At 73.0% G+C, this 25,571-nt stretch carries 20 protein-coding genes; 14 read left to right on the top strand and 6 right to left on the bottom strand.

What is annotated here, in order from left to right; genetic code table 11:
* Nucleotides 1-52: 52 nt before the first annotated feature.
* The gene (gene metF, locus ACZ4WQ_RS01745) at nt 53-970 is read left to right on the top strand and encodes a methylenetetrahydrofolate reductase [NAD(P)H] (RefSeq protein ID WP_311724722.1); all 918 of its coding nucleotides are present in this window, start codon (nt 53-55) and stop codon (nt 968-970) included.
* 39 nt (nt 971-1,009) lie between these two features.
* Nucleotides 1,010-1,981, top strand: a complete 972-nt coding sequence (locus ACZ4WQ_RS01740) for a hypothetical protein (RefSeq protein ID WP_398370132.1) — start codon at nt 1,010-1,012, stop codon at nt 1,979-1,981.
* 78 nt (nt 1,982-2,059) lie between these two features.
* Here ACZ4WQ_RS01740 and ACZ4WQ_RS01735 read toward each other — a convergent pair whose 3' ends face one another.
* Together ACZ4WQ_RS01735 and ACZ4WQ_RS01730 are read right to left on the bottom strand one after the other, a co-directional pair.
* On the bottom strand, nt 2,060-3,607 hold the full coding sequence (locus ACZ4WQ_RS01735) for a phytoene desaturase family protein (RefSeq protein WP_398370134.1): 1,548 nt from the start codon (nt 3,605-3,607) through the stop codon (nt 2,060-2,062).
* Between the two features lie 366 nt (nt 3,608-3,973).
* A complete protein-coding gene (locus ACZ4WQ_RS01730) occupies nt 3,974-4,672 on the bottom strand; it encodes a TetR/AcrR family transcriptional regulator (RefSeq protein ID WP_398370136.1) in 699 nt (232 codons plus the stop codon).
* 273 nt (nt 4,673-4,945) lie between these two features.
* Here ACZ4WQ_RS01730 and ACZ4WQ_RS01725 point away from each other — a divergent pair, with 273 nt between their 5' ends.
* The 3 genes from ACZ4WQ_RS01725 (at nt 4,946) to ACZ4WQ_RS01715 (ending at nt 7,121) form a co-directional block, all read left to right on the top strand.
* A complete protein-coding gene (locus ACZ4WQ_RS01725) occupies nt 4,946-5,482 on the top strand; it encodes an SAV_6107 family HEPN domain-containing protein (protein WP_385348887.1) in 537 nt (178 codons plus the stop codon).
* A gap of 179 nt (nt 5,483-5,661) precedes the next feature.
* Nucleotides 5,662-6,444, top strand: a complete 783-nt coding sequence (locus tag ACZ4WQ_RS01720) for a methyltransferase (protein WP_311724728.1) — start codon at nt 5,662-5,664, stop codon at nt 6,442-6,444.
* Nucleotides 6,445-6,725: 281 nt separating this feature from the next.
* Nucleotides 6,726-7,121, top strand: a complete 396-nt coding sequence (locus tag ACZ4WQ_RS01715) for a DUF3040 domain-containing protein (RefSeq protein ID WP_311724729.1) — start codon at nt 6,726-6,728, stop codon at nt 7,119-7,121.
* A gap of 227 nt (nt 7,122-7,348) precedes the next feature.
* Here ACZ4WQ_RS01715 and ACZ4WQ_RS01710 read toward each other — a convergent pair whose 3' ends face one another.
* The 4 genes from ACZ4WQ_RS01710 to ACZ4WQ_RS01695 form a co-directional block, all read right to left on the bottom strand.
* Entirely contained in the window at nt 7,349-9,778 is a 2,430-nt protein-coding gene (locus tag ACZ4WQ_RS01710) for a transglutaminase TgpA family protein (protein ID WP_311724730.1), read from the bottom strand.
* Nucleotides 9,775-11,202: a DUF58 domain-containing protein gene (locus tag ACZ4WQ_RS01705; protein ID WP_398370139.1), complete on the bottom strand. Its 1,428-nt coding sequence runs from the start codon at nt 11,200-11,202 to the stop codon at nt 9,775-9,777. The genes ACZ4WQ_RS01710 and ACZ4WQ_RS01705 overlap by 4 nt, the downstream gene beginning before the upstream one ends.
* The gene (locus tag ACZ4WQ_RS01700; RefSeq protein ID WP_385351780.1) at nt 11,202-12,332 is read right to left on the bottom strand and encodes an AAA family ATPase; all 1,131 of its coding nucleotides are present in this window, start codon (nt 12,330-12,332) and stop codon (nt 11,202-11,204) included. Before ACZ4WQ_RS01700 ends, ACZ4WQ_RS01705 begins: the two co-directional genes overlap by 1 nt.
* Nucleotides 12,333-12,534: 202 nt before the next feature.
* Nucleotides 12,535-13,092 (bottom strand): beta-class carbonic anhydrase, encoded by a 558-nt coding sequence (locus tag ACZ4WQ_RS01695; RefSeq protein WP_311724733.1) that lies wholly within the window; start codon nt 13,090-13,092, stop codon nt 12,535-12,537.
* Nucleotides 13,093-13,498: 406 nt separating this feature from the next.
* On the opposite strand from ACZ4WQ_RS01695, the gene rsmH reads away from it, so the two are divergent.
* The 9 genes from rsmH to murG all read left to right on the top strand — a co-directional run bounded on the left by rsmH (nt 13,499) and on the right by murG (nt 25,562).
* A complete protein-coding gene (gene rsmH, locus ACZ4WQ_RS01690; protein ID WP_311724734.1) occupies nt 13,499-14,461 on the top strand; it encodes a 16S rRNA (cytosine(1402)-N(4))-methyltransferase RsmH in 963 nt (320 codons plus the stop codon).
* Nucleotides 14,458-14,970, top strand: coding sequence for a cell division protein FtsL (ftsL, locus tag ACZ4WQ_RS01685; protein WP_468021919.1), 513 nt, complete (start codon nt 14,458-14,460; stop codon nt 14,968-14,970). The genes rsmH and ftsL overlap by 4 nt, the downstream gene beginning before the upstream one ends.
* A gap of 51 nt (nt 14,971-15,021) precedes the next feature.
* Nucleotides 15,022-17,019, top strand: coding sequence for a peptidoglycan D,D-transpeptidase FtsI family protein (locus tag ACZ4WQ_RS01680; RefSeq protein WP_398370142.1), 1,998 nt, complete (start codon nt 15,022-15,024; stop codon nt 17,017-17,019).
* Between the two features lie 89 nt (nt 17,020-17,108).
* The gene (locus tag ACZ4WQ_RS01675; RefSeq protein ID WP_398370144.1) at nt 17,109-18,734 is read left to right on the top strand and encodes a UDP-N-acetylmuramoyl-L-alanyl-D-glutamate--2,6-diaminopimelate ligase; all 1,626 of its coding nucleotides are present in this window, start codon (nt 17,109-17,111) and stop codon (nt 18,732-18,734) included.
* Nucleotides 18,735-18,796: 62 nt separating this feature from the next.
* The gene (locus tag ACZ4WQ_RS01670) at nt 18,797-20,239 is read left to right on the top strand and encodes a UDP-N-acetylmuramoyl-tripeptide--D-alanyl-D-alanine ligase (RefSeq protein ID WP_358848713.1); all 1,443 of its coding nucleotides are present in this window, start codon (nt 18,797-18,799) and stop codon (nt 20,237-20,239) included.
* Between the two features lie 8 nt (nt 20,240-20,247).
* On the top strand, nt 20,248-21,315 hold the full coding sequence (gene mraY, locus ACZ4WQ_RS01665) for a phospho-N-acetylmuramoyl-pentapeptide-transferase (RefSeq protein WP_311724739.1): 1,068 nt from the start codon (nt 20,248-20,250) through the stop codon (nt 21,313-21,315).
* Nucleotides 21,300-22,748: a UDP-N-acetylmuramoyl-L-alanine--D-glutamate ligase gene (gene murD / locus ACZ4WQ_RS01660; protein ID WP_398370147.1), complete on the top strand. Its 1,449-nt coding sequence runs from the start codon at nt 21,300-21,302 to the stop codon at nt 22,746-22,748. The genes mraY and murD overlap by 16 nt, the downstream gene beginning before the upstream one ends.
* 390 nt (nt 22,749-23,138) lie before the next feature.
* A complete protein-coding gene (ftsW, locus tag ACZ4WQ_RS01655; RefSeq protein ID WP_394816766.1) occupies nt 23,139-24,467 on the top strand; it encodes a putative lipid II flippase FtsW in 1,329 nt (442 codons plus the stop codon).
* 6 nt (nt 24,468-24,473) lie between these two features.
* A complete protein-coding gene (murG, locus tag ACZ4WQ_RS01650) occupies nt 24,474-25,562 on the top strand; it encodes an undecaprenyldiphospho-muramoylpentapeptide beta-N-acetylglucosaminyltransferase (RefSeq protein WP_311724743.1) in 1,089 nt (362 codons plus the stop codon).
* Nucleotides 25,563-25,571: the final 9 nt, after the last annotated feature.

The following is a 25,571-nucleotide window of genomic DNA, read 5'->3' as shown; positions in this document are numbered from 1 at the left end:
ATAACGCCTCGGTCCACTGGGCGTGCGCCCCAGTGCTGGCTAACCTTCCCGTATGGCCCTTGGCACAGCTTCCACCAGGACGGATCGCGCGCGGACGGTGCGTGATCTGCTCGCGTCAGGCGAGCAGTCGTACTCCTTCGAGTTCTTCGCCCCGAAGACGGAGAAGGGCGAGCAGACACTGTGGAACGCCATCCGTCGGCTCGAAGCCGTCTCACCGACCTTCGTCTCCGTGACCTACGGCGCGGGCGGCTCCTCCCGTGAGGGGACCGTGCGCGTCACCGAGCGCATCGCGACCGACACCACGCTCACCCCGGTCGCCCACCTCACCGCCGTCAACCACTCCCGCGCCGAGCTCCGCAACGTCATCGGACAGTACGCGGACGCCGGGATCCGCAACATGCTGGCGCTGCGCGGCGATCCGCCCGGCGACCCGATGGGCGAGTGGGTCCGCAACGCCGACGGTGTCACCTACGCCGCCGAACTGGTCCAGCTGATCAAGGAATCGGGGGACTTCTGCGTCGGCGTCGCGGCCTTCCCCGAGATGCACCCCCGCTCCACGGACTGGGACACCGACATCCGCCACTTCGTGGACAAGTGCCGCGCGGGCGCCGACTTCGCGATCACCCAGATGTTCTTCTACGCGGAGGACTATCTGCGGCTGCGCGACCGGGTCGCCGCAGCGGGCTGTACGACGCCGATCATCCCTGAGATCATGCCCGTCACGAACGTTCGGCAGATCGAACGGTTCGCGCAGCTGAGCAACGCAGCCTTCCCGCCGGACCTCGCGGAGCGGATCCTGGCGGTGAAGGACGACGCGGCGGCTGTACGCTCGATCGGAATCGACTACGCCACGGAGTTGTGCGCGCAGTTGATGGCCGAGGAGATTCCCGGACTTCACTTCATTACGCTGAACCACTCCCCGGCGACACTGGAGATCTACGAGAATCTGGGACTGCATCAGCGGTCCTGAGGACGGCAGCCGACGGGCGGCCGCACGAGAGGGGCGGGCATGGGCTGGACGGTCCTCTACATCGCGTTTGGCGTCGTCGCGCTGTGGCTGCTGGGAGAGGTGCTGCTGCAATACAAGGCGCGGCTGCGCTGGCGGCTCCTCGCCTTCACCGGCTTCCTCGGGGTGGTGGTCGGCGTGCTCATCCCGTCCGTGCCGGTGATCGGCGCGGGCGCGATCACCTTCGCGATCGGCCAGACGTACGTCACGCTGTCCTTCCGGCGCGGCTTCGCCGCCGGGTGGGCGCTGCGCGGGGTGCCGGGGCTGAGCCGCGGCGATGACCACGACAGGGATGCCCCGCCCGCGATGGACGCCGAGCCGACGCTCCAGGTCTCCGACCTGGAGGCGGTCCCGGTGGCCGAGCAGGAGCCGCCCGCGTACCGGCCGGAGCCGCTGCCCGACGACACGGGCGAGTACGGCGTCTACGGCGGCTCTGCCGCGCAGGCCGCCGCGCAGGCGGCGCCGGGCGCCGCCGGGCCCGGCGGCGGCTACGGCGGTTATGAGAGCTACGGCGGCTACGGCACCCAGGACGGCCAGGACTACGCCGCGGCCCAGGGCCACAGCAACGGCCAGGACGTCTACGCGGAAGCCGGGCAGTACGGGTACGACGCCGGGGCGTACGCGGGCTACACCGACCCGTACGGCGGCTCCCAGCAGCAGGGGTACGAGCAGCAGCAGGGCGGTCAGCAGCAGGGCGGTCAGCAGTACGCCGATCAGCACCAGCAGTACGCCGGGCAGTACGCCGCCTACGGGCAGGACCAGTACGGCGGCGGGGGCCACGGCGACCACTACGCCGCGGAGCCCTCGTACGGCGGGCAGCAGCAGTACGCCCCCGACGCGGGGATGCAGCCCGGCGGGGGGTGGGTCCCCCAGCAGCGCGATGGCGACACGGGGCTCCCGCAGGACCAGCCGCCGTACCCGTACCAGCAGCAGGACTACAACAACGGCGGCTACGACGAGCGGTATCGCTACTGACGGCTGACGGCTCTTGACGGGGCGGTGCGGGGCTTCCCGCGCCGCCCCGTCGCGTCACTGCCCCGTCGCGTCAACGCGTCACTGCGAGCCGCGCCACTCCGCGCCGTCGACGATCAGCCCGGCCACCATCGCGCCGGACATCCCGGCATGGGCCAGCCCGCCGCCCGGATGTGCCCAGCCGCCCGCCAGATACAGGCCCGGCAGCCGGGTCAGGTTAGCGGGCCGCAGAAAGCGGCCCTCCGCGCCGGCCAGGGCGGGCCCGGGCACCGCGCCGCCCGTGGCGCCGGTGTCCGCGGCGGTGTCGGCGGGGGTGCGCACCTCGCGCCACAGCAGCCGGTCGCGCAGCCCCGGTATGGCCGCCTCCGCGGCCGCCACGAGCCGCTCCGCGTCCTCCTCGGCGGCCGTGCCGTCTATCCAGTCCACCGGGCCGTGCGGGGCGACGGTGGCGGTGAGCGTGACGGCCTCGTGGTCCTCGTCGGGGCGGGTCGTGGGGTCGTCCGGGCGCAGCACGGTCACCGTGGGGTGGGGGCAGGGCTCGCGCAGCCCGTCGTGGCCGTCACCCGCCGCGCCGAAGACGGCGGCCAGCTCCGCGGCGCGATCCGGGGCGTGGACCACGGTGCGGTGTGCCGTGCCCTGGGGGCGGGCGCCGCGCAGCGCGAGGAGGACGGTGAGCCGCCCAGCCACCCCGCCGCCGGGCCGCACATCGCCCTCGCGCCACGGCTCGGCCCCGCCCAGCAGCGCGGGCAGCAGCGCCGGGTCGACGGCGGCCACCACCGCGTCAGCCTCCGCCACCGAGCCGTCCGCCAGATCCACGCCCGCCGCGCGGCCGTCCTTCTCGAGGACGCCGACGACCTCGGCATCGAAGCTGAACCGCACCCTCCGCGCCCGGCAGCGCTCGTACAGCGCGTCGGCCAGCGCCCGCATCCCGCCGCGCACATACCAGCTGCCGAAGGTCTGCTCCAGATAGGGCAGCACCGCGGCGGCGGCCGGAGCGGTGCGCGGATCCAGGCTGTGCGCGACGGCGTGGCTCTCCAGCAGGGCGACGGCCCTGGGGTCCTTCAGCTCGCGGCGCGCCACGTCGGCGAGGGTGGCCGGCTGCCCGCCGTCCCGCCGCAGCCACCCGGAGATCCCGCGGCGGACCGGCGCCGGATACGGATCGCGGCCCAGGGTCCGCCAGTCCGCGCGCAGCGGCTCCTCCAGCAGTGGCCTGCGGGTGGCGTCCCACGCCTCGCGCGCCCGGTTGACCATGTCGCTCCAGCGCTCGCCCGCGCCCGCGCCGAAGGCGTCGTCCAGCGCCCGGACGACCCCCGCCCGCGAGGCGTTGGGCAGCGTGACCTTGGTGCCGTCGGCGAAGACATGTCTGCTCGCGGGGTCGACCTGGGTCAGCTCGACAGACTGCTCCAGGGTCTCCTTGCCGGTCTTCACGAACAGATCGCGATAGACCGCGGGCAGATGGAGCAGGCCGGGGCCGGTGTCGAAGGCGAAGCCGTCCCGCTCGAAGCGCCCGACCCCGCCGCCGTAGGTCCGCCCGCGCTCGTACACCGCCACCTGGTGGCCCGCGACGGCCAGCCGGGCGGCGGCCGCCATGGCGCCCATCCCAGCGCCGATCACCGCAATCCGTGCCATGACCGCGACTTTATCCGCCGCCACCGACAACCGGGCACCGCGGCCTGGGGACGAGTGCCCAGGGCTTGAGTACGTGTACCTAGGCGGTCAGATGAGTAGCCGCGCGGATGGGGTATGACCTGCACGGACGGGAGAGTGGTGAGCGCGGAAGGGGCGCGGCGCCGGACCGCCGACACGGGGCGGCGGAACGGCGCGGCGACCCGGCCGGGGTCCCCCACGGGAACCGTGGGGGATTACGGGGGGGCGAGGCTCCCCCGGCTCTGCCGGGAGCGCCCCTCTTCCGGCGCGGTTCGATCGGGGTTCGAACCGCGCCAGAACAGGGGGCCCGGTGGTGGCCGGGGCCCTGTCCGGCCGGTCGGGCCGGGCTCACCCCGAGGTCCGGGCGCCCTCGGCCGGGGCTCCGACGCCCTTGGCTAGGGCTCCGACGCCCTTGGCCAGGGCTCCGACCCCCTTGGCCGGGGCTCCGACCACACGTCCCTGGAGCAGCCGCGACAGCGCGGCGTGCACATCGTCCAGCGGCCGCTCCGGCTGGTACGACTGCCAGTCCAGCGCCGCCACCAGCACCATCCCGAACAGCGCCGAGGCCGTCAGCGGGATGTCGACGTCCTCGCTCAGCTCCCGCGCGGCCACGCCCTCCCGCAGCACCGACTCGATCACCGCCGTGGCCTGCCGCCGCACCACCATCAGCGTCGACTGCCAGGCGCGGTTGGTGCGCCACAGCTCGGCCACGTACAGCTGGGTCAGCGCCGGGTGGCGCGCGATGAAGTGCAGGCCCGCGCGGACCATCGCGTCCAGCGCGTCGGCATGGCTGCCGCCGCGCTCGGCCGTCTCGTCGGCGGCGCTCTGAAGCGAGGCGGTCAACAGCCCGATGCCGTGCCGCAGCAGCTCCTCGAAGAGCACGGTCTTGCTCGCGAAGTTGTAGTAGACCGTGCCCTTGGCCACTCCGGCCCGCTCGGCGATCTCGTCCACCGTGGTGGAGGAGAACCCCTGCTCCGCGATGAGGGTGACCGCTGCCTCGAAAAGCTTCTGCCGGGTGGCCTGGCGTCGCGTGCTGCTGCTGTCCATGGCGCTGATTGTGCACGCTGCCGAAGTGGCCCCGCTCACAGGTCCGTTACCCAAGACGATCACATGTCCGGATCCGGACGGGCCCTTTTACCGACCCGGCGCGCCCCCGGTCCGCCCCCGCCGCGCGGACCGGGCGGCGTGCGAGGGCCGCCGCGGTGCTGCGAGACGTTCGCGCAGGTCAGAGGGGATTGTCAGTGGTGTGCCCCACGATGGGTCCATACGGCGGTCGCTATACCACACAGCCGGCCGCCACGCGACGACAGGAGGTTCGTCATGGCCAGTACCGCCGCAGCGCGCCGGCACCGTGCCGCCGCCGCCCCTGCCCCTTCGTTGACCGGTCCCGCGAGCGATGTCCACCCCGTGCTGCGCCGCGCGTCCGCGCCGCCCGCCGCGCTCGACCTGCTCTCCCAGGCACACCAGGGCCTGGAGGAGGCCGGAGGCCTGGAGACCGCCAACGAGCGCTTCGCCACCGCCCATCTGGCCGCCCTGCGCACGGCGGCCGCCGTGCTCGCCGTGCGCGGCCGCCCCGAGCCCACCGCGCGCCGCCGCGCGCGGATCCGCAGTGCCTGGGAAGTGCTGCCCGAAGTCGCCCCCGAACTGACCGAGTGGAGCGCCCTGTTCGCCGCGGGCGCCGATCGAAGGGCCCGCGCCGAGGCGGGCATACCGGGCGCGGCGACCTGCCGGGAGGCAGACGATCTGCTGCGCGCCGTCGCGATGTTCCTGCGCCTGGTCGAGCGGATGCTGTCCCTCCAGCCCGTCCTGCCCCAGCAGCCACAGTCGGCCGTGCCCGGCGGGAAGGAAGGCGCGTAGGCCCCGCTCCCGGCGCCCGGGAGGCAGGTTCCGGGGGCGCGGGAGCCGGTCCGGGGGCGCGGCCCCCGGACCGGCGCGCGGCGCGGGGCGGCGGAGGCAATAGGCTGGGAGCGTCGACGTCAGTAACTCGTCGTCACCGCCGGAGGCGGTGGCGGCATCGCGCCGAGGAGCCACCCGCCGTGTCAGATCCGCTGCGCCCCCGTGCGTCCCTCCGTACCGCCGTGGTGTGGGAGGTCCTCAAAGACGCCCTGGACCGCCGGGTCAAGGCCGCGGGCCAGCGCCCCGACGCCGGCGAGCGCGTGCCCGGTGTGCTGGAGGTGCTCGACACCGGAGGCGGCAGCGGCAACTTCGCGGTGCCGGTCGCCCGCCTCGGCCACCGTGTCACGGTGGTCGACCCGAGCCCCAACGCGCTGTTCGCGCTGGAGCGGCGGGTCGCCGAGGCCGGGGTCGCCGACCGGGTGCGCGGGGTCCAGGGCGACGCCTCCGACCTGTTCGACGTGGCCGAGCGCGGCGGCTATGACGTGGTGCTGTGCCATGGCGTGCTGGAGTACGTGGACGACCCGGCCGAGGGCCTGCGGAACGCGGTGGCGGCCCTGCGTCCGGCAGGCACCCTCAGCGTGCTCGCCGCGGGCCTCGGCGGCGCGGTGCTCGCCCGGGCGCTGGCCGGCCACTTCACCGAGGCCCGGCAAGCGCTTGCCGACCCGGCGGGCCGCTGGGGCGCCGGTGACCCGATGCCCCGCCGCTTCACCCCCGAGCAGCTGACCGAGCTGGTCACGGAGGCGGGCCTGGAGGTCGGCGCGGTGCACGGCGTGCGGGTCTTCGCCGATCTGGTGCCCGGCGTGCTGGTCGACACCGAGCCCGACGCCCTGGAGGCCCTGCTTCAGCTGGAGGCCGCGGCCGCCGAGCTGCCCGCCTTCCACGCCGTGGCCACCCAGCTGCACGTTCTCGCCGAGCGCGACTGACCGCTACCGGCCGTCCGGCCTCGGTGACCGTCTGAGCGGTCCGCGCAGGTGGAGTAGGCCACAGGCCCCCCGATCGGCCGCCTGGCCCCGTATGATCGAGGTACACCGTCCGGCATGGCGGATCGGCGGGAGGGGAATGCACGTCTCAGCGTCAACAAGCGCCGCGCGCGTACTGGTGGCGAATTGGCGCAGAGGGGCGGGTTTCACGGGGGCGATTCCCTGCCTATCCTGAAAGGGTCGCACCCCGGTCGCCCCCCGCGACCGACGAGTAGGAGGACTCCGTGCCGCTCTCGGAGCACGAGCAGCGCATGCTCGAGCAAATGGAGCGAGCGCTGTACGCCGAAGACCCCAAGTTCGCGACAGCGCTTGAGGGCAGCGGCCTGCGCACGTACACCCGGCGACGGGTCTATCAGGCGATCGCGGGCTTTCTGGTAGGCGTTGCGCTCCTGATGGTCGGCGTGATCATCCCGCAGCAGATCTGGATCAGCGTGGTGGGCTTCCTCGTCATGCTGGGGTGCGCCGGGCTGGCGGTGACCGGCTGGCGCAAGGCGCCCAAGCCCGGCGAGCGGCCCCAGGCGGGCGGGCCCGCGGCCCGTGGCCAGAGCCGTTCGCGCCGGTCCATGATGAGCCGGATCGAGGAGCGGTGGCAGCGCCGCCGCGACGAGCAGGGCCACTGAGCCAACGTCGGCGAGCACGCGCGGCGGTTTGTGCCCGCCGCGCGTGCAAACGCGCACATCGATGCGTCACGCGTCGCTGTCACAGGCGCCTGTGACAGCAGGCGCCTGTGACACCAAGGCATTCACGGCACAAGAGACGACAGCGCGCCATACGTGAGACGTGAGGGGCGGCCGCCGGATGGCGACCGCCCCTCACGCTTCCCTGTGCCGGTTGTTCCCGGCTGCCGTCAGCCCCGCTGGCGGCTCGGGCGCCGCAGCCCGGACACCCACCGGGCCCACCGGGGCGCGCCCCACCGCTCGACCAGAGCGGACCAGCGCGCCGACGCGGCCCACACCACCCGGACCCCCGACCGCGGGGCCAGCAGCGCCCGCAGCCGGGCCCAGCGCCCGGCCTTGGCCCGGAATCCGGCCAGCACCAGCCGCACCTCGTCACCGAGGCCCGCAACCGGACGCGGCTGCGGTGCGTACAGCACCTGCTCGACCGCTGCCGCCACCCGGCGCGCCGCCTCGGCCGCCTCCGGATCGAGCTCACCCATCCGCACGATGCGGGCCACCGCGTTGCGCGAGGTCTGGGAGTCGTCGGGCACGATGCCGAAGTCCCAGGCGGTGTCCAGCAGTTCCCGCCAGGCCGCCAGCACCCGGTCGGCCGCGTCCTGCTCGGTGCGTCCGCCGGAGCCGCTCAGTCTGCGGGACCGGACGCGCTGCCGCCAGAGCATCGGCAGGAGGGGGATCACGATCAGCAGCGCGGCGAACGAACTCCAGCCGACCTGTGTGCTCATCGACCAGCCGCCGCCCGAGGAGGTGTTGTCGGGCTGCTCGCCCACGGCCCCTCCGCACTCGCCGGCCTTCCTCCTGTCCTGCGCGCAGCTGTCCGACGCCGAGGGCGCCGCCGACGGCTCGTCGGACGCGGTGGGCGCCGACGTCGGTTCATCGGTGGAGTCGCCGGACGGCGTCTGCTCCATCGTGTAGTCGGGCTGGCTGCCGCGGCTGGGGGTGGGCTCGAAGCGGGTCCAGCCGACGCCCTCGAAGTACAGCTCGGGCCAGGCGTGGGCGTCCTTGAGCCCGACCGACACCGAGCCGTCCGCATTCGCCGAGCCGGGGGTGAACCCGACGGCCACCCGGGCCGGGATGCCCAGCGTCCGGGCCATGGCCGCCATGGAGAAGGAGAAGTGGACGCAGAAGCCCTCCTTCTGCCGCAGGAACCTGACGATGGCGGCCGAGCCGCTGCCCGACTGCACCCGCGTGTCGTAGCGGAATCCGCCGTTCACCGCGAACCAGTCCTGGAGCTTCACCGCCTGCTCATACGCGTTCGAGGCGCCCGCGGTCACCTGGCGCGCCGTGCGGGCGACCACGGCCGGCAGTGACTCCGGCACCTCGGTGTACTCCCGCAGCAGCTGCGCCGGAGCCGGCGGCGCGGCGGCAAGCTGCGCCGCCGTCGGCTCCACGACCAGGCTGTTGACCTTGTACCGCGCGCCACGGGTGGTCTGCCCGCGGTCGCCGACCAGGGTCCGGCCCTCCGGCTCGTAGCGCCAGCGGCCGTCGATGTCGACCTGCATCGCGGGGTAGGGGAGGGGCAGCCAGTTCTGCGCGTACCAGTCGGCGGCCGTGATCGTGGTGTCGACCGAGGAGACGCGGACGGAGGGGCCCAGACCCGTCGGGGTCGGCAGATTGTCCGGCACGTCCTGGACATGCCTCTCCGAGGACTTCCACGTCGTCCCGTCGAACTTGTCCAGCGCGACGATCCGCAGATACATGTCCTGGGTGGACTGGGAGCTGGTGCGATACCGCAGCACCTCCCGGTTCTCCGGCTGGTTCAGGCTGTCCTGGAGCGACACCAGCGGATTCACCGCCGAGATCGTGCCGCTTCCGCCGCCCCCGCCACTGCCGCCGTTCCGCTGGTCCAGCAGCCCGCCGTCCAGGGACGGCAGCACCGCCGGCACCGCCACGGCGATGCCCAGCGCGAGCGCGCCGATCCTGCGGCCGGTGCGGACCGGGGCCAGCGGCTGGCCGCCGCCCGCCCCGGCAAGGCCGGAGGGAGCCATCCCGTACGGGCGCGGGGCGCCGCCGCTGAACACCCGGCCCCACTGGGACAGCCGGTCCCGCCCCTCGGCCAGCAGCAACAGCAGATAGCCGGCCGCCGCCAGCAGGAACCACAGCCAGTCGTCGCTGCCGTCGGACAGGCCCGCCGCGACCGAGTACAGCGCGAGCAGCGGCAGCCCGGCGGGCGCTGCGCTGCGGAAGGTCACCGCGAGCGCGTCCACCACCAGCCCTATCACCAGCACCCCGCCCACCAGCAGCAGCCGGATGCCGTCGGTGACCGGTGCCGGGATCGCGTACTGGCCCACGTCGACGGTGCCCTGCCGCAGCAGATCGCCGAGCTCCTGGAAGGCCTGCGGGCTCGGGAGCACCCCGGCGAACGCCTCATGGCGCGCGAAGGTGAACGTGAGCAGCAGCAGGCCCGCCAGGGCCTGCGCCGCCACCGTCAGCGGGCGGGCCAGCGGCACCCGGCGGGTCAGCGCGCCCACCGCGCTCTGGATCACCAGCAGCAGCCCGGCCTGCACGAGCCAGCCGGGCTTGTCGACCAGCGGCAGCAGCGCGCAGCCCGCCGCCACCGTCGCCAGCGCGGCGCATATCGCCAGTCGCACGCTTCCGCTCATGCCCACCCCCCTGTCATGCCGCCGCCCGCCATGGGCGAGCCGGCGTCGGCCCCGATGCCGCCCTGGGCGTCGGCCTGCCGCCACAGCTGCGCCAGCGTGGCGCCCGGGGCGACCGGCAGCGCCGTCCACCCCGACTCGCGCAGCATCCGCAGCTGGTCCTCCAGCTCCCGCGGGTCCGCGGCCCATGCGCCCCGGGACCAGGCGGCGCCGTCCAGGACGAACGCCACCGCCGTCCCCGTGCGGTGCCGCATCCGCCCGACCATCGTCGCCTGCTCCTCGTCCAGATCGCCGAGGAACGCCACCAGCAGTCCCTCGTTGCCACCGCGCAGCGCCTCATAGGCACGGGCGAGCCCCTCCTCCTCGGAGTGGTCCACCACCGCGAGGGTGTCCAGCATCAGCCCGGCCGTGTCCGCCGAGTCATGGCCGGTGCCGGTGAAGCCGCCCCCGCTGTCCGGGCCCGGCACCGAGGTGCCGGTGTCGGTCAGCAGCCGGACCCCGTAGCCCCGCTCCAGCAGGTGCAGCGCGGCCGAGGCGGCGCCGGAGACCGCCCACTCGAAGGCCGAGTCGGGACCCGATCCCTGGTGGGCCACCAGCCGGGTGTCCAGCAGCACCGTGCAGCTGGCGCGCTGTGGCTGCTCCTCCCGGCGGACCATCAGCTCGCCGTAGCGGGCGGTGGACCGCCAGTGGATCCGGCGCAGGTCGTCGCCGTGGCGGTAGCCGCGCGGAATCACGTCGTCCTCGCCGGCGAGCGCGAGCGAGCGATGCCGCCCGTCGCCGTACCCCGCGGCCTCACCCGCGAAGCGCACCAGGGGCAGCGGCTCGACCCGTGGCACGACCGTCAGCGTGTCGTACGCGCTGAAGGAGCGGGTGAGCTCGCACATCCCGAACGGGTCGTTCAGCCGCAGCTGTAGCGGACCGAGCGGATAGCGGCCGCGCAGATCGGAGCGGACCCGGTAGGACACCTCGCGCCGGCCGCCCGGCTCCACCCGGTCCAGCACGAAGCGGGGGCGGGGCCCGAGCACATACGGCACGCGGTCCTGGAGCATCAGCAGACCGGTGGGCAGCCGCGAGACATTGTCGATCCGCAGATGCACCCGGGCCTCGGAGCCCGCCGGGACCCGCGCGGGCGCGAGCCGTCTGCTGCCCGCCACCCGGTAGCGGGTGCGGTAGACCACGGCCACGCACACCAGCGGCAGCGCCGCGAGCAGCAGCCCGACCCGCAGCAGATCGGCCTGCCCCAGGACATAGCTGCACACCGCGGCCGCCACACCGGCGGCCAGGAAGGAGCGGCCGCGGGTGGTCAGGCCGGCCAGCGCCGAACGCACCCCCCGCTTGTCCTCTTTGCCCTCACGATCACCCTCGCGATCGCCCTCGCGGTACCCGTCGTCGTAGCCGGGGGCCATGGGTGCCCCCCCTGCCGTCATCACAGCCTCCGCGCGCCCGGCGGCTGCTGGCCGTACTCAACCGGGGGCGCGGGCGGCACGGGCGGCATCGGACCGGCGCCGGGTGGCATCGGGGCCCCATGGGGCGGCATCGGGGCCGCGCCGGGCGGCACCGGGCCGGGCGGCACCGGGCCCGCGCCGCGGGGCGCGGCGCTGGGCACCGGGGTGCGCTGGAGGATCTCCGAGATCACCTGCTCCGAGGTGCGCCGGTTCAGCTGGGCCTGCGCGGTGGGCAGCAGCCGGTGGGCCAGCACCGCGACGGCCAGCGACTGCACATCGTCGGGCAGGCAGAAGTCCCGGCCGGCCAGCGCCGCGGACGCCTTGGCCGCCCGCAGCAGATGCAGCGTCGCCCGGGGGGACGCGCCCAGCCGCAGATCGGGGTGGTTGCGGGTGGCGGCGACCAGGTCGACCGTGTACCGCCGGACCGCCTCGGCTACATGGACCTCGCGGACCGTCTCGACGAGCTTGGCGATCTCATGGGCATGGGCCACCGGCTGGAGATCGTCCAGCGGGGAGACACCGCCGTGGACATCCAGCATCTGGAGCTCGGCCTGCGGGCTCGGATAGCCGATCGAGACGCGCGCCATGAAGCGGTCGCGCTGCGCCTCGGGCAGCGGGTAGGTGCCCTCCATCTCGATCGGGTTCTGCGTGGCCACCACCATGAACGGGGTCGGCAGCTCGTACGTCTGCCCGTCGATGGTGACCTGCCGCTCCTCCATCGACTCCAGCAGCGCCGACTGGGTCTTGGGCGAGGCCCGGTTGATCTCGTCACCGATCACGATCTGGGAAAAGATCGCGCCCGGCTTGAACTCGAAGTCCTTCTGCTGCTGGTCGTAGACGCTCACACCGGTGATGTCCGACGGCAGCAGGTCGGGAGTGAACTGGATCCGGCGCACGGAGCAGTCGATGGACTTCGCCAGCGCCTTGGCGAGCATGGTCTTCCCCACGCCCGGGACATCCTCCAGCAGCAGATGTCCTTCAGCGAGCAGCACGGTCAGCGAAAGCCGCACGACCTCGGGCTTGCCCTCGATCACACCCTCCACCGACCTGCGGACACGCTCCGCTGTGGTGGTCAGATCGCTGAGGCTCGCTCGCTCGTCATAGGTCGTCACCCGGCCCTCCTCGGCCCGATCTCGGGCCGCTGCCCTCGGAACGGACCGGCCCACCGCAACACGCTGACATCGGCCCCCCGCAAGCCGCGGGAGGCGATGTCACATACGCATTCTTGCGGTCCCTGCCTCATCTCGTCACTCGGCTGTGGATAACCCGGAGTGATTTGTCGGGAGTGGAGGGCTTTGGGGACTTAAAACGGGCTCACCCGCGGGGCATGACCTCGCGGAGCAGACCGGTCGTCACGTCGAAGACGAAGCCACGCACATCATCCGTGTGGAGCAGGAACGGAGAGGTGCGCACCCGCTGCATCGACTGGCGTACGTCGTTGTCGAGGTCCTTGAACGCCTCGACCGCCCACGACGGCCGCTGGCCGACCTCGTCCTCCAGCTCGTGCCGGAAGTCCTCGGTCAGGTTCAGCAGGCCGCAGCCGGTGTGGTGGATGAGCGCGACGCTGCGGGTGCCCAGCGCGCGCTGGCTGATCGTCAGGGAGCGGATGACGTCGTCGGTGACCACACCGCCCGCGTTCCGGATGGTGTGGCAGTCGCCGAGCTCGAGGCCGAGCGCCTTGTGCAGGTCCAGACGCGCGTCCATGCAGGCGACCACGGCGACGCGCAGCACGGGACGGGCGTCCATGCCGGGGTCCTGGAACTCGGCGGCGTAACTCCGGTTGGCCTCCACGAGGCGATCGGTGACCGTACCTCCCGTGCGGGCGGCGCTGTCGGCGGACGGGGGCAGCGGCTGCGGCGCGGATATCGACATGGCTAGGACACTACCTTCCACCAGCGGATTTTGTCTTTTCTTTAGATAGGGCATAGAGGGGCATCGACAGGCGCGCGACACTCGGTGTGAGGGAGTCCACACGGGTGACGCTTCCTCTACCTTGCGCCCGTTCGGGGTGTTCGACACCCGCGCCGGGCACGTTGGCCGGTTGATTGACCGAAGGGACGAGTGGACTAAAGTGACGCGAAGTGGGAGGCCCGACGCTCCCCTAGGATCCCGGATTTTCGCGTGAGCGCGGTGCGTACGTACCACTCGGCCTCCTCCCGCTCCGGCCGCCTGACGTCACTTCCCCGGCGCCAGTAGGCCACTTCCCCTTCAGAGCGGGCGGGGACCCGGCGGTGCGTGCCCTCCTCGCCCTACCCTCAGAAGGGCGCACGAGCAGCGCATGAGCAGCAACGCCCTCCACGTCCCCGTCATGCTCCAGCGCTGCCTGGACATGCTCGCCCCCGCCCTCGCGCGGCCCGGAGCGGTCGTGGTGGACTGCACCCTCGGCCTCGGCGGGCACAGCGAGGCATTGCTGCGCACCTTCCCCGAGGCCAGGCTGATCGCGCTGGACCGCGACCCGGCGGCGCTCAAGCTCTCCGGCGAACGGCTGGCCCCTTACGGCGATCGGGCGACGCTCGTGCACGCGGTCTACGACGAGCTCCCCGAGGTCCTCGCCCGGCTCGGCGTCCCCCGCGTCCAGGGGATCCTCTTCGACCTCGGCGTGTCCTCCATGCAGCTGGACGAGGCCGAGCGCGGCTTCGCTTACGCGCAGGACGCGCCGCTGGACATGCGGATGGACCAGACCACCGGGATCAGCGCGGCCGAGGTGCTCAACACCTATCCGCCGGGCGACCTGGTGCGGATCCTGCGGACGTACGGCGAGGAGAAGTTCGCCCGGAAGATCGTGGACGCGGTGGTGCGCGAGCGTGCGAAGGAGCCGTTCCGCAACAGCGCCCGGCTGGTGGAGCTGATCCGCGAGGCCCTGCCGCAGGCGGCCAAGCGCACCGGCGGCAACCCCGCCAAGCGCACCTTCCAGGCGCTGCGGATCGAGGTCAACGGCGAGCTCGCGGTCCTGGAGCGCGCGATCCCGGCGGCCGTGGCGGCCCTCGCGGTCGGCGGCCGGATCGCCGTCCTCTCCTACCACTCGCTTGAGGACCGCCTGGTCAAGCACGTGCTCGCGGCCGGCGCCGAGACCACCGCGCCGCCCGGCCTGCCGGTCGTCCCCGAGCGCTACCAGCCCCGCCTCAAGCTTCTGACCCGCGGCGCCGAACTCCCCACGGAAGAGGAGATCGCCGAGAACCGCCGTGCCGCCCCCGCGCGGCTGCGGGGCGCGGAACGCATCCGCGAGGAGGTCGCCCCATGATGGCCGCCGGGCCGCGGGCGGCACGGCGGACGCCGTTCGTGCTGCTGGTCGTCGTGCTGCTGGGCTCCGGCCTGATCGCGCTGCTGCTGCTCAACTCCTCCCTCAACCAGGGCTCGTTCGAGCTCAGCAGGCTCGAGAAGCAGACCACCGAGCTCTCCGACGAGCGCCAGGCGCTCCAGCAGGAGGTCGACCGGCTCTCGGCCCCTGACGCGCTGGAGCGGCAGGCCCGGAGGCTGGGCATGGTGCCCGGCGGCAGCCCGGCGTTCCTGAACCCGGACGGCAGCGTCAGCGGCGTGCCCGGCTCCGAGTCCGGCGCGCCCTCGGTGGCCCGGGCCCCCGCGCCGCCCCTGCGGTCGCTGCCCGCCGCGACCCCCGCCCCCACGGCCGCGCCGCCGTCGTCGGCCGCGCCCGGCCCGAGGGCCGCCGCCTCGGCGGCGCCGTCCGCCGCCGCTCCCTCCGCTTCCGCGAACTCCACTTCCGCGAACTCCACCCCGCCCCCCGGTAGGTGACACGGTGACGCGACCCTCTGCCCGCACCCAGCCCGGACCGGGAACGGCCGCGTGACCGCCCCGCGCGACCGCGACCCCCGCCGGCTGCCCGGCCCCGCGGGCCCGCGGGGCGACGGCCGCCCGCGCCAGGGCGCCCCGCGCCGCACGGGCGACGCGCGCCCCGCCCCGCGCCGGTCCGCGGCCGCCCGCCCGGGGCAGCCCCGCCGCCCGGGCAACGCCGCCCAGCCGCTGCGGCTGGGCAGCCCGCGCCCCCGGCTTCGGCTGATCAGCCTCGGCCTCACCCTGGTCATGCTGATCTTCGTCGTACGGCTGCTCCAGGTGCAGGCCGTCGACGCCGACGCCTACGCGGCCAAGGCCAATGTGAACCGCTACATCCCGGTCACCCTGGCCGCCGAGCGCGGCTCGATCACCGACCGCGACGGCGTCGACCTGGCCACCACCGTGGACGCGTACGACATCACCGCCGCCCCCGACCTCCTCACCCCCAAGACGGCCAAGGTCGACGACGCCCCGCGCCAGGCCGCCGCGCTGCTCGCGCCGATCCTCGGCGAGGACCAGGCGGCCCTGGAGCGCAAGCTCACGGCCAACCCGAAGTCGCAGTACGTGGTCCTGGCCCGCCAGCAGAGCCCGCAGGTGTGGAATCAGATCAAGGACCTCAAGAGCGCCCTGAGCGACGCGGCGGCCAAGGGCAAGGGTGTCAACGTCCTGGCCGGGGTCAACCGCGAGGCGCACAGCAAGCGCGTCTACCCGAACGGGGACCTCGCCGCCGGGGTGCTCGGCTTCGTGGACGCCGAGGGCCACGGCGCCGCCGGAATCGAGCGGGAGCTGAACAAGCAGCTCGCGGGCAAGGACGGAAAGCGGGTCTACGCCCAGTCCGGCGGCCGCCAGGTGCCCACCGGCGACGTCAAGGAACAGCCGGCGGTGCCCGGCAGCGACGTCGAGCTGACCATCGACCGCGACATCCAGTGGGCCGCCCAGAGCGCCATCAGCGAGCAGGTGAAGAAGTCCAGGGCGGACCGCGGCTATGTGATCGTCCAGGACACCCGCACCGGGCAGATCCTGGCCCTGGCCAACGCCCCGGGGTTCGACCCGAACGACATCTCGGACGCCAACGCGGACGTCCTGGGCAACGCCGCGCTCTCGGACGCGTACGAGCCGGGCAGCGTCAGCAAGCTGATGTCGATGGCCGCCGTCCTGGAGGAGGGCGCCGCGACCTGGGACACCCATGTGGTGGTCCCCAACCGGCTGCCGCGCGCCGACCGCGCCTTCGCGGACGACATCGACCACCCCACCTGGTACCTCACCCTCAACGGGGTGCTCGCCAAGTCCAGCAACATCGGCACCATCCTCGCCACCGAGCAGCTGGGGAAGAACCAGAAGGAAGCCGACCGGATTCTTTACTCCTATCTGCGGAAGTTCGGGCTCGGCAGCTACACCGGGCTCGGCTTCCCCGGCGAGACCCGGGGCATCCTCGCCCGGCCGGAGAAGTGGAGCGCCTCGCAGCAGTACACGATCCCCTTCGGCCAGGGGCTGTCGCTCAACGCCGTCCAGGCGGCCTCCGTGTACTCCACCATCGCCAACGGCGGCGAGCGCGTCCAGCCCTCCCTGGTGCGCGGCACCAAGGACTCCGGAGGGCGCTTCACGGCCACGCCGGACCCCAAGCGGACCCGGGTGGTCAGCGAGAAGACCGCGAAGACGCTGGCCGCCATGCTCGAATCCGTCGTCGACAACCAGCAGGGCACCGGGACGAGGGCGAAGATCCCCGGCTACCGCGTCGCGGGCAAGACCGGCACGTCCAACCGGGTGGACCCCAAGACCGGCCGCTACCGCGGCTACACCGCCTCCTTCGCGGGCTTCGCACCCGCCGATCAGCCGCGCGTGACCGTGTACTGCGCCGTTCAGAATCCGACCAAGGGCAGCTATTTCGGCGGCCAGGTCTGCGGGCCGGTCTTCAAGCAGGTCATGGAGTTCTCGCTGAAGACGCTCCAGGTGGCCCCGTCCGGGAAGCGGGCGGCGCGGCTGCCGGTCAGCTACGACCCCAGCCCGTGATCGTCAAGCCATGACACCGATCACTCCGCTTCCGCGCACGGACCCCCCTCATTTAGCGGGGGAGCGGGTGCGGCGGGTACGCTCACGCCGTGCCCCACGCTGATCAGTCTCAAACCTCTCAGCCCTCTCAGCTCTCTCAGAAGGGTGCTCCTTCGACCTACCCGGGAGCGCCCCGGCCTCTGAAGGTCGATCCCACCCCGCTCGGGGAGCTGGTCGGTCAGCTGGGCATCGACGCCCCGAAGGTCCCGGAGGAGGCCGTCGTCACGGGCATCACTCATGACTCGCGGGCCGTGCGCCCCGGCGATGTCTACGCGGCCCTGCCCGGCGCCCGTCTCCACGGCGCCGACTTCGCCGCTCAGGCCGCCGACCTCGGCGCGGTCGCTGTGCTCACCGACCCGGCCGGCGCCGACCGCGCCGCGGCCACCGGGCTGCCCGTCCTGGCCGTCGAGAACCCGCGCGGCCGGATGGGCGCGCTGGCCGCCACGATCTACGGCGAGCCGGGCCGGGACCTGCTCCAGATCGGCATCACCGGCACCTCGGGCAAGACCACGACCGCGTATCTCATCGAGGGCGGGCTGAAGGCGGCCGCGGCCAAGGGCGACGGCTCGCTCACCGGCCTCATCGGCACCGTCGAGACGCGGATCGGCGACGAGCGGATCAAGTCCGAGCGCACCACCCCCGAGGCCACCGATCTCCAGGCCCTCTTCGCGGTGATGCGCGAACGCGGGGTCCGCTCGCTGGCCATGGAGGTCTCCAGCCACGCCCTGGTGCTCGGCCGGGTCGACGGCTGCGTCTTCGACGTCGCCGTCTTCAACAACCTCAGCCCGGAGCACATGGAGTTCCACTCCGACATGGAGGACTACTTCCAGGCCAAGGCCCAGCTGTTCACCAAGGCGCGCAGCCGCGCCGCGGTGATCAACTACGACGACGAGTACGGCAAACGCCTGGCGGACCTGTCCGAGGTCCCGGTCACCACCTTCTCCGCCGAGGGCCACCCCGACGCCCACTGGCGCGCGGCCGACGTGACCGTGGGCCCGCTCGGCTCCGAGTTCACCGTCCTCGGCCCGAATGGCGAGTCCGTGGCCGCCGCCGCGCCGCTCCCGGGCCCCTTCAACGTCGCCAACGCGCTCGCCGCCGTCGTGACGCTCGCCGTCGCCGGGATCGACCCGCAGACCGCCGCCGACGGCGTCGCGGCCGTCCCCGGGGTGCCCGGCCGGCTCGAGCGCGTGGACGCCGGGCAGCCCTATCTCGCGGTCGTCGACTACGCCCACAAGACCGACGCCGTCGAGTCGGTGCTGCGCGCCCTGCGCAAGGTCACCGAGGGCAGGCTGCACGCCGTTCTCGGCTGCGGCGGCGACCGCGACCAGCAAAAGCGCGGCCCTATGGGCGCCGCCGTCGCCCGCTACTCCGACACCGCCGTACTGACCTCCGACAACCCCCGCTCCGAGGACCCGCTGGCGATCCTGGCCACCATGCTCGCGGGCGCCGCCGAGGTGCCCGCCCACGAACGCGGCGAAGTGCTGGTCGACGCCGACCGGGCGCGCGCCATCGCCGCCGCCGTGGCCCGCGCCGAGCCCGGCGACACCGTTCTGGTCGCGGGCAAGGGCCATGAGCTGGGCCAGGACATCGCCGGGGTGGTCCGCCCCTTCGACGACCGCCAGGTACTGCGCGAAGCCATCGAGCTCGCCATCAAACGCCAAGACAACCAGGGATGACAGATCGCCATGCGCGCACCAGCCCCCTCCCGGCAGCTTCCCCGCACGGCCGGAGGTGATCAGTGATCGCTCTGTCCCTCGCCGAGATCATCGGCATCGTCGGCGGACAGCCGCACGACATACCGGACACGGACCGGAAGGTCACCGGCCCCGTCGTGATCGACTCCCGCGAGGTGCGCCCCGGCGGCCTCTTCGTGGCGCTCCCCGGTGAGCGCGTGGACGGGCACGACTTCGCGCGCGGCGCGGTCGAGGCGGGCGCGGTGGCGGTGCTGGCCGCCCGCCCCATCTCACCTGCCGACGCGGACGCGCCCGTACCGGCGATCGTCGTGCCCGACGTCCAGGCCGCCCTGGGGGCGCTGGCCCGTGCCGTGGTGCAGCGGCTGGACGCCACCGTGGTCGCGCTCACCGGCTCGGCGGGCAAGACCAGCACCAAGGACCTGATCGCGCAGCTGCTGCGGCGGCACGGCCCCACCGTGTGGACGCCGGGCTCGCTCAACAACGAGCTCGGCCTGCCGCTGACCGCGATGACCGCCGACGAGACGACCCGCCATCTGGTGCTGGAGATGGGCGCCCGCGGCAAGGGCCACATCCGGTACCTGACCGACCTCACCCCACCCCGGGTCGGCCTGGTCCTCAACGTCGGCACGGCCCACATCGGCGAGTTCGGCGGCCGCGAGGCGATCGCCGAGGCCAAGGGTGAGCTGGTCGAGGCGCTGCCCGCCGCCGCGGAGGGCGGGGTCGCGGTGCTCAACGCCGACGACCCCCTGGTCCGCGCCATGGCGACGCGCACCAAGGCCCGTACGGTGCTGTTCGGGGAGGCCGCCGACGCCGACGTCCGTGCCGAGAATGTCCGGCTCGCGGACGGCGGTCGGCCCGCCTTCACCCTTCACACCCCCACCGGGTGCAGCGAAGTGACCATGCGCCTGTACGGTGAGCACCACGTGCCGAACGCGCTTGCCGCGGCCGCCGTCGCCCATGAGTTGGGCATGTCCGTCGACGAGATCGCCACAGCGCTCTCCGAGGCGGGGCAGCTCTCCCGCTGGCGGATGGAGGTCACCGAGCGCCCGGACGGCGTGACGGTCGTCAACGACGCCTACAACGCGAACCCCGAGTCCATGCGAGCCGCGCTGCGCGCGCTGGTCGCGATGGGCAAGGCCGGGGAGGCGGAAGGGGGGCGCACGTGGGCGGTGCTGGGTCCGATGGCCGAGCTCGGCGAGGAGTCACTGGCCGAGCATGACGCGGTCGGGCGGCTGGCCGTCAGGCTCAACGTCAGCAAGCTCGTGGCGGTCGGTGGCCAGGAGGCCGCCTGGCTCGACATGGGCGCCAAGAACGAGGGTTCGTGGGGTGAGGAGTCGGTGCACGTGTCCGACGTGCGGGCGGCGGTCGATCTGTTGCGCAGCGAGCTGCGACCGGGGGACGTCGTGTTGGTGAAGGCATCCAGGTCGGTGGGGCTGGAGCGGGTCGCGCAGGCTCTGCTCGAGGGCGAGGGTGAGGGCGTCCGCTGATGGGTGGCATGAGGCAGATCCTCTTCTCGGGAGCCATCGGGCTCTTTCTGACCCTGATCGGCACCCCGCTGCTGATCAAGCTGTTGGCGCGCAAGGGCTACGGCCAGTTCATCCGGGACGACGGCCCGCGCAGCCACGGCAGCAAGAAGGGCACGCCCACCATGGGCGGTATCTCCTTCATCCTGGCCACGCTGATCGCCTACGCCCTGACGAAGGTGATCACCGGCAGCGAGCCCACCTTCTCCGGCGTGCTGGTGCTGTTCCTGTTCGCGGGCATGGGCCTGGTCGGCTTCCTGGACGACTACATCAAGATCGTCAAGCAGCGGAGCCTGGGGCTGCGCGCCAAGGCCAAGATGCTCGGTCAGCTGATCGTCGGTGTCGCCTTCGCGATCCTCTCGCTGAACTTCGCCGACTCCCGGCAGCAGACCCCGGCCTCCGACCGGCTCTCCTTCGTCCAGGACTTCGGCTGGTCCTTCGGCCCGGTGATCTTCGCGATCTGGGCGCTGTTCATGATCCTGGCGATGTCGAACGGCGTGAACCTCACCGACGGCCTCGACGGTCTGGCCACCGGCGCCTCCGTGATGGTCTTCGGCGCCTACACCTTCATCGGCGTCTGGCAGTACCAGGAGTCCTGCGCCAACGCGCAGACGCTCACCAACCCCGCGTCCTGTTTCGAGGTCCGCGACCCGCTCGACCTCGCGGTCGTCGCCTCCGCGCTGATGGGCGCCTGCTTCGGCTTCCTGTGGTGGAACACCTCGCCCGCGAAGATCTTCATGGGTGACACCGGCTCCCTCGCACTCGGCGGCGCGCTCGCGGGTCTGGCCATCTGCTCCCGCACCGAGCTGCTGATCGCCATCCTCGGCGGTCTGTTCGTCCTGATCACCATGTCCGTGGTCATCCAGGTCGGCTCGTTCCGGCTCACCGGCCGGCGCGTCTTCAGGATGGCTCCACTACAGCACCACTTCGAACTCAAGGGGTGGAGCGAGGTCCTTGTGGTGGTCCGGTTCTGGATCATCCAGGGCATGTGCGTGATCGTCGGACTCGGCCTCTTCTACGGGGGATGGCGAGCCCAGTGACACTGGACGTCTCCGACCTCGCCGGGCGGCATGTCACCGTCGCCGGACTCGGCGTCTCCGGGGTCCCCGCGGCGCGTGCGCTGCGGGGCCTCGGGGCCGCGGTGACCGTGGTCAACGGCGTCGACGGCGAGCGGCAGCGCGCCGAGGCGGCCGAGCTGGAGGCGCTGGGGGTCACGGTCCGGCTCGGCGACGGGGACACGTTGCCCCAGGGCACGGACCTGATCGTCACCACGCCCGGCTGGAAGCCGAGCAGCCCGCTGTTCCAGGCGGCCGCCGAGGCCGGGGTGCCGGTGTGGGGCGATGTGGAGCTGGCCTGGCGGCTGAGGGCTCCTGACGCGCCGCCCTGGCTCGCGGTCACCGGCACCAACGGCAAGACCACCACCGTGCGCATGCTGGCCGCCATCCTGGAGGCGGCCGGGCTGCGCACCGCCGCGGTCGGCAACATCGGCGTCTCACTGCTGGACGTGGTCCTCGGCGAGGAGCCGTACGACGTGCTGGCCGTCGAGCTCTCCAGCTACCAGCTGCACTGGGCGCCGTCGCTGCGCGCCCACTCCGGCGCGGTGCTCAACCTCGCGCCGGACCACCTGGACTGGCACGGCTCGATGGCGGCGTACGCGGCCGACAAGGGCCGGATCTACGAGGGCAACAAGGTCGCCTGCGTCTACAACGTGGCCGACCCGGCCACCGAGGACCTGGTGCGCGCGGCCGACGTCGAGGAGGGCTGCCGCGCGATCGGCTTCACCCTCGGCACGCCCGGCCCGTCACAGCTCGGCGTCGTCGAGAACATCCTGGTCGACCGGGCCTTCGTGGAGAACCGGCAGAAGCAGGCCCAGGAGCTCGCCGAGGTCTCCGATGTGAACCCGCCGGCCCCGCACAACATCGCCAACGCCCTCGCGGCGGCGGCCCTGGCCCGCGCCTACGGCGTGCCGCCCGCGGCCGTACGGGACGGGCTGCGCGCGTTCCGGCCCGACCCGCACCGCGTCGAGCATGTGGCGGAGGTGGCGGGCGTGGCCTATGTGGACGACTCCAAGGCCACCAACACCCACGCGGCGCAGGCGTCGTTGGACAGCTTCGAGCACATCGTGTGGATCGCCGGCGGCCTGGCCAAGGGCGCCACCTTCGACGAGCTGGTGGTGGCCTCGGCGAAGCGGCTGCGCGGGGTCGTGCTGATCGGCGCGGACCGTGCCCTGATCCGGCAAGCGCTCGCGCGACACGCGGCAGATGTCCCGGTTGTGGACCTCGACCGGACCGACACTGGGGCGATGGCGGCGGCTGTCCGGGAAGCGGCCCGGCTCGCCCGGCCGGGCGATACGGTCCTGTTGGCCCCGGCCTGCGCCTCGATGGACATGTTCGTCAACTACAACAAGCGGGGCGACGCCTTCGCCACGGCGGTTCGCGACCTGGCCTCCGGCCAGGGTCCGGACGATCAGTAACCCGCCGGTCCCCCGCGCGGACCGCTCGCGCGGGGACCTTGGAGGGGATACGACATGACGGCTGACCAGCCGGCCGCGCCGCGACCCTGGAGGCCCGGCCGCCCGGGCACCGGCCGTGGCGCGCCACGCGCCCAGGCGGCCCCGCGGGCCCAGGCCGATCCGCGGGAGCGCGCGGGCACGCGGGCGCGGGCGGGAGCGCGCCAGGGCGACTCGGCGCGCAAGAGCACGGCCGTGAGTAAAAGCACGGCCGCGCGTAAGGGCGCGACCGCCAGTAAGAACTCCGCCGCCAGTAAGAGCACCGCCGCGCGTCAGGGCGTGGCAGCGCGCGAGGGGACGGCGGCGAGCAAGGGGGCGGCCCCCCGGGCCCGGTCGGCCACCCGCGAGCGGGCCATGCGCCTCACCCGCCCCCGGCGCGGGCCGGGCGCCCCCCGCCCGTCCCGCCGCCCCACCCGCGCAAGCGTGCTGGAGGCGGTGCGCGGGGCGCAGACGCGGGTCAGAAGGGCCTGGGACCGGCCGCTGACGGCCTACTACCTGATCATGGGCGGCAGCCTGCTGATCCTCGTGCTGGGCCTGGTGATGGTCTACTCCGCCTCCCAGATCAAGGCGCTCCAGTCGGGTCTTGCCCCCTCCTACTTCTTCCGCAAGCAGCTGTTCGCCGCCGCGCTGGGCGGCGTGCTGCTGTTGCTCGCCGTGCGCATGCCCATCAAGCTGCACCGCGCCTTCGCCTACCCCCTCCTCGCGGTGTCGGTCTTCCTGATGTGCCTGGTCCAGGTGCCGGGGATAGGGGTGGCGGTGGGCGGCAACCAGAACTGGATCTCCTTCGGCGGCCCGTTCATGCTCCAGCCCAGCGAGTTCGGCAAGCTCGCGCTCGTGCTGTGGGGGGCCGATCTGCTGGCCCGCAAGCAGGACAAGCGGCTGCTGGGCCAGTGGAAGCATCTGCTGGTCCCGCTGGTGCCCGCGGCGGCCATTCTGCTCGGCCTGATCATGCTGGGCGGGGACATGGGCACCGCGATCATCCTCACCGCGATCCTCTTCGGCCTGCTGTGGCTGGCCGGCGCCCCCACCCGGCTGTTCGGCGGGGTGCTCGCCTTCGCCGTGGCGATCGGCGTGCTGCTGATCAAGACCAGCGCCAACCGGATGTCCCGGCTCGCCTGCATCGGGGCCACCGAGCCCGGTCATAATGATCAGTGCTGGCAGGCGGTGCACGGGATCTACGCCCTGGCCAATGGCGGCTGGTTCGGCTCCGGACTCGGAGCAAGTATGGAAAAATGGGGCGAACTACCCGAACCGCACACCGACTTCATCTTCGCCATTACCGGGGAGGAACTCGGTCTTGCGGGGACGCTGTCGGTCCTCGTCCTCTTCGCGGCTCTAGGCTATGCGGGTATCCGCGTGGCCGGACGCACGGAGGACCACTTCGTGAGGTATGCCGCGGGAGGCGTGACCACCTGGATCACGGCCCAGGCCGTGGTCAACATCGGTGCGGTGCTCGGTCTGCTGCCGATCGCCGGGGTCCCGCTCCCGCTGTTCTCCTACGGAGGGTCCGCCCTGCTGCCGACCATGTTCGCGATCGGCCTGCTGATCGCCTTCGCGCGAGCGGAGCCGAGCGCGCGGGCGGCACTGGCCATGCGGCAGCCTGCTTTGTGGAAGAAGCTGGCTCGGGTGAGACGGAAGACGATGAGACGGCGCGTCAAGAAGCGGCCGTCCGGAGAGCGGTGAATTTCGGTGCATGTCGTACTCGCCGGTGGGGGGACCGCCGGCCACATCGAGCCCGCGCTCGCCCTCGCGGACGCCCTGCGCAGGCAGGATCCGACCGTGGGGATCACAGCGCTCGGCACGGAGCGGGGGCTCGAGACCCGGCTTGTGCCCGAGCGGGGTTACGAACTGGGGCTGATCCCCGCCGTACCGCTGCCGCGCAAGCCGACCCCCGAGCTGATCACCGTCCCCGGGCGGCTGCGCGGCACGATCAAGGCCGCCGAGCAGATCCTGGAGCGCACCAAGGCCGACTGCGTGGTCGGCTTCGGCGGCTATGTGGCGCTGCCCGGCTATCTGGCCGCGAAGCGGCTCGGCGTGCCCATCATCGTCCACGAGGCCAACGCCCGGCCGGGCCTCGCCAACAAGATCGGCTCCCGCTACGCCAAGTTCGTCGCGGTCTCCACCCCGGACAGCAAGCTGCGCGGCGCCCGCTACGTCGGCATCCCGCTGCGCCGCACCATCGCCACCCTCGACCGGGCGGCGGTCCGCCCCGAGGCGCGCGCCGCCTTCGGGCTCGACCAGAACCTGCCGACGCTGCTGGTCTCCGGCGGCTCGCAGGGCGCCCGCCGGCTCAACGAGGTGGTCCAGTCGGTCGCCCCGTTCCTCCAGCGGGCCGGAATCCAGATCCTGCACGCGGTCGGACCGAAAAACGAACTGCCGCGCGTGGACAACATGCCCGGTATGCCGCCCTATGTCCCGGTACCGTACGTGGACCGGATGGACCTCGCGTACGCCGCGGCGGACATGATGCTCTGCCGCGCGGGCGCGATGACCGTCGCCGAGCTGTCCGCCGTCGGGCTGCCGGCCGCCTATGTCCCGCTGCCCATCGGCAACGGCGAACAGCGGCTCAACGCCCAGCCACTGGTCAAGGCCGGCGGCGGGCTGCTGGTCGACGACGCGGAGCTGACCCCCGAGTGGGTGCAGGGCAATGTGCTCCCGGTGCTCGGCGACCCGCACCGGCTGTACGAGATGTCCCGGCGCGCCGCCGAGTTCGGCCGCAGGGACGCCGACGAGCTGCTGGTCGGCATGGTGTACGAGGCGATCGCGGCACGCCGCTAGGGCGTACGC

This window comes from Streptomyces sp. NPDC028305 (assembly GCF_055569495.1).
The sequence above is the reverse complement of the archived record's forward strand: the minus strand, read 5'-3'. Positions and strand labels throughout refer to the sequence as shown.

Excerpts from the sequence above, each read along its gene's own strand:
- metF (WP_311724722.1), top strand. The coding sequence starts at position 53 with ATGGCCCTTGGCACAGCTTCCACCAGGACGGATCGCGCGCGGACGGTG.
- ACZ4WQ_RS01740 (WP_398370132.1), top strand. The coding sequence starts at position 1,010 with ATGGGCTGGACGGTCCTCTACATCGCGTTTGGCGTCGTCGCGCTGTGG.
- ACZ4WQ_RS01735 (WP_398370134.1), bottom strand. The coding sequence starts at position 3,607 with ATGGCACGGATTGCGGTGATCGGCGCTGGGATGGGCGCCATGGCGGCC.
- ACZ4WQ_RS01730 (WP_398370136.1), bottom strand. The coding sequence starts at position 4,672 with ATGGACAGCAGCAGCACGCGACGCCAGGCCACCCGGCAGAAGCTTTTC.
- ACZ4WQ_RS01725 (WP_385348887.1), top strand. The coding sequence starts at position 4,946 with ATGGCCAGTACCGCCGCAGCGCGCCGGCACCGTGCCGCCGCCGCCCCT.
- ACZ4WQ_RS01710 (WP_311724730.1), bottom strand. The coding sequence starts at position 9,778 with ATGAGCGGAAGCGTGCGACTGGCGATATGCGCCGCGCTGGCGACGGTG.
- ACZ4WQ_RS01705 (WP_398370139.1), bottom strand. The coding sequence starts at position 11,202 with ATGACGGCAGGGGGGGCACCCATGGCCCCCGGCTACGACGACGGGTAC.
- ACZ4WQ_RS01695 (WP_311724733.1), bottom strand. The coding sequence starts at position 13,092 with ATGTCGATATCCGCGCCGCAGCCGCTGCCCCCGTCCGCCGACAGCGCC.
- rsmH (WP_311724734.1), top strand. The coding sequence starts at position 13,499 with ATGAGCAGCAACGCCCTCCACGTCCCCGTCATGCTCCAGCGCTGCCTG.
- ftsL (WP_468021919.1), top strand. The coding sequence starts at position 14,458 with ATGATGGCCGCCGGGCCGCGGGCGGCACGGCGGACGCCGTTCGTGCTG.
- mraY (WP_311724739.1), top strand. The coding sequence starts at position 20,248 with ATGAGGCAGATCCTCTTCTCGGGAGCCATCGGGCTCTTTCTGACCCTG.
- murD (WP_398370147.1), top strand. The coding sequence starts at position 21,300 with ATGGCGAGCCCAGTGACACTGGACGTCTCCGACCTCGCCGGGCGGCAT.
- ftsW (WP_394816766.1), top strand. The coding sequence starts at position 23,139 with ATGCGCCTCACCCGCCCCCGGCGCGGGCCGGGCGCCCCCCGCCCGTCC.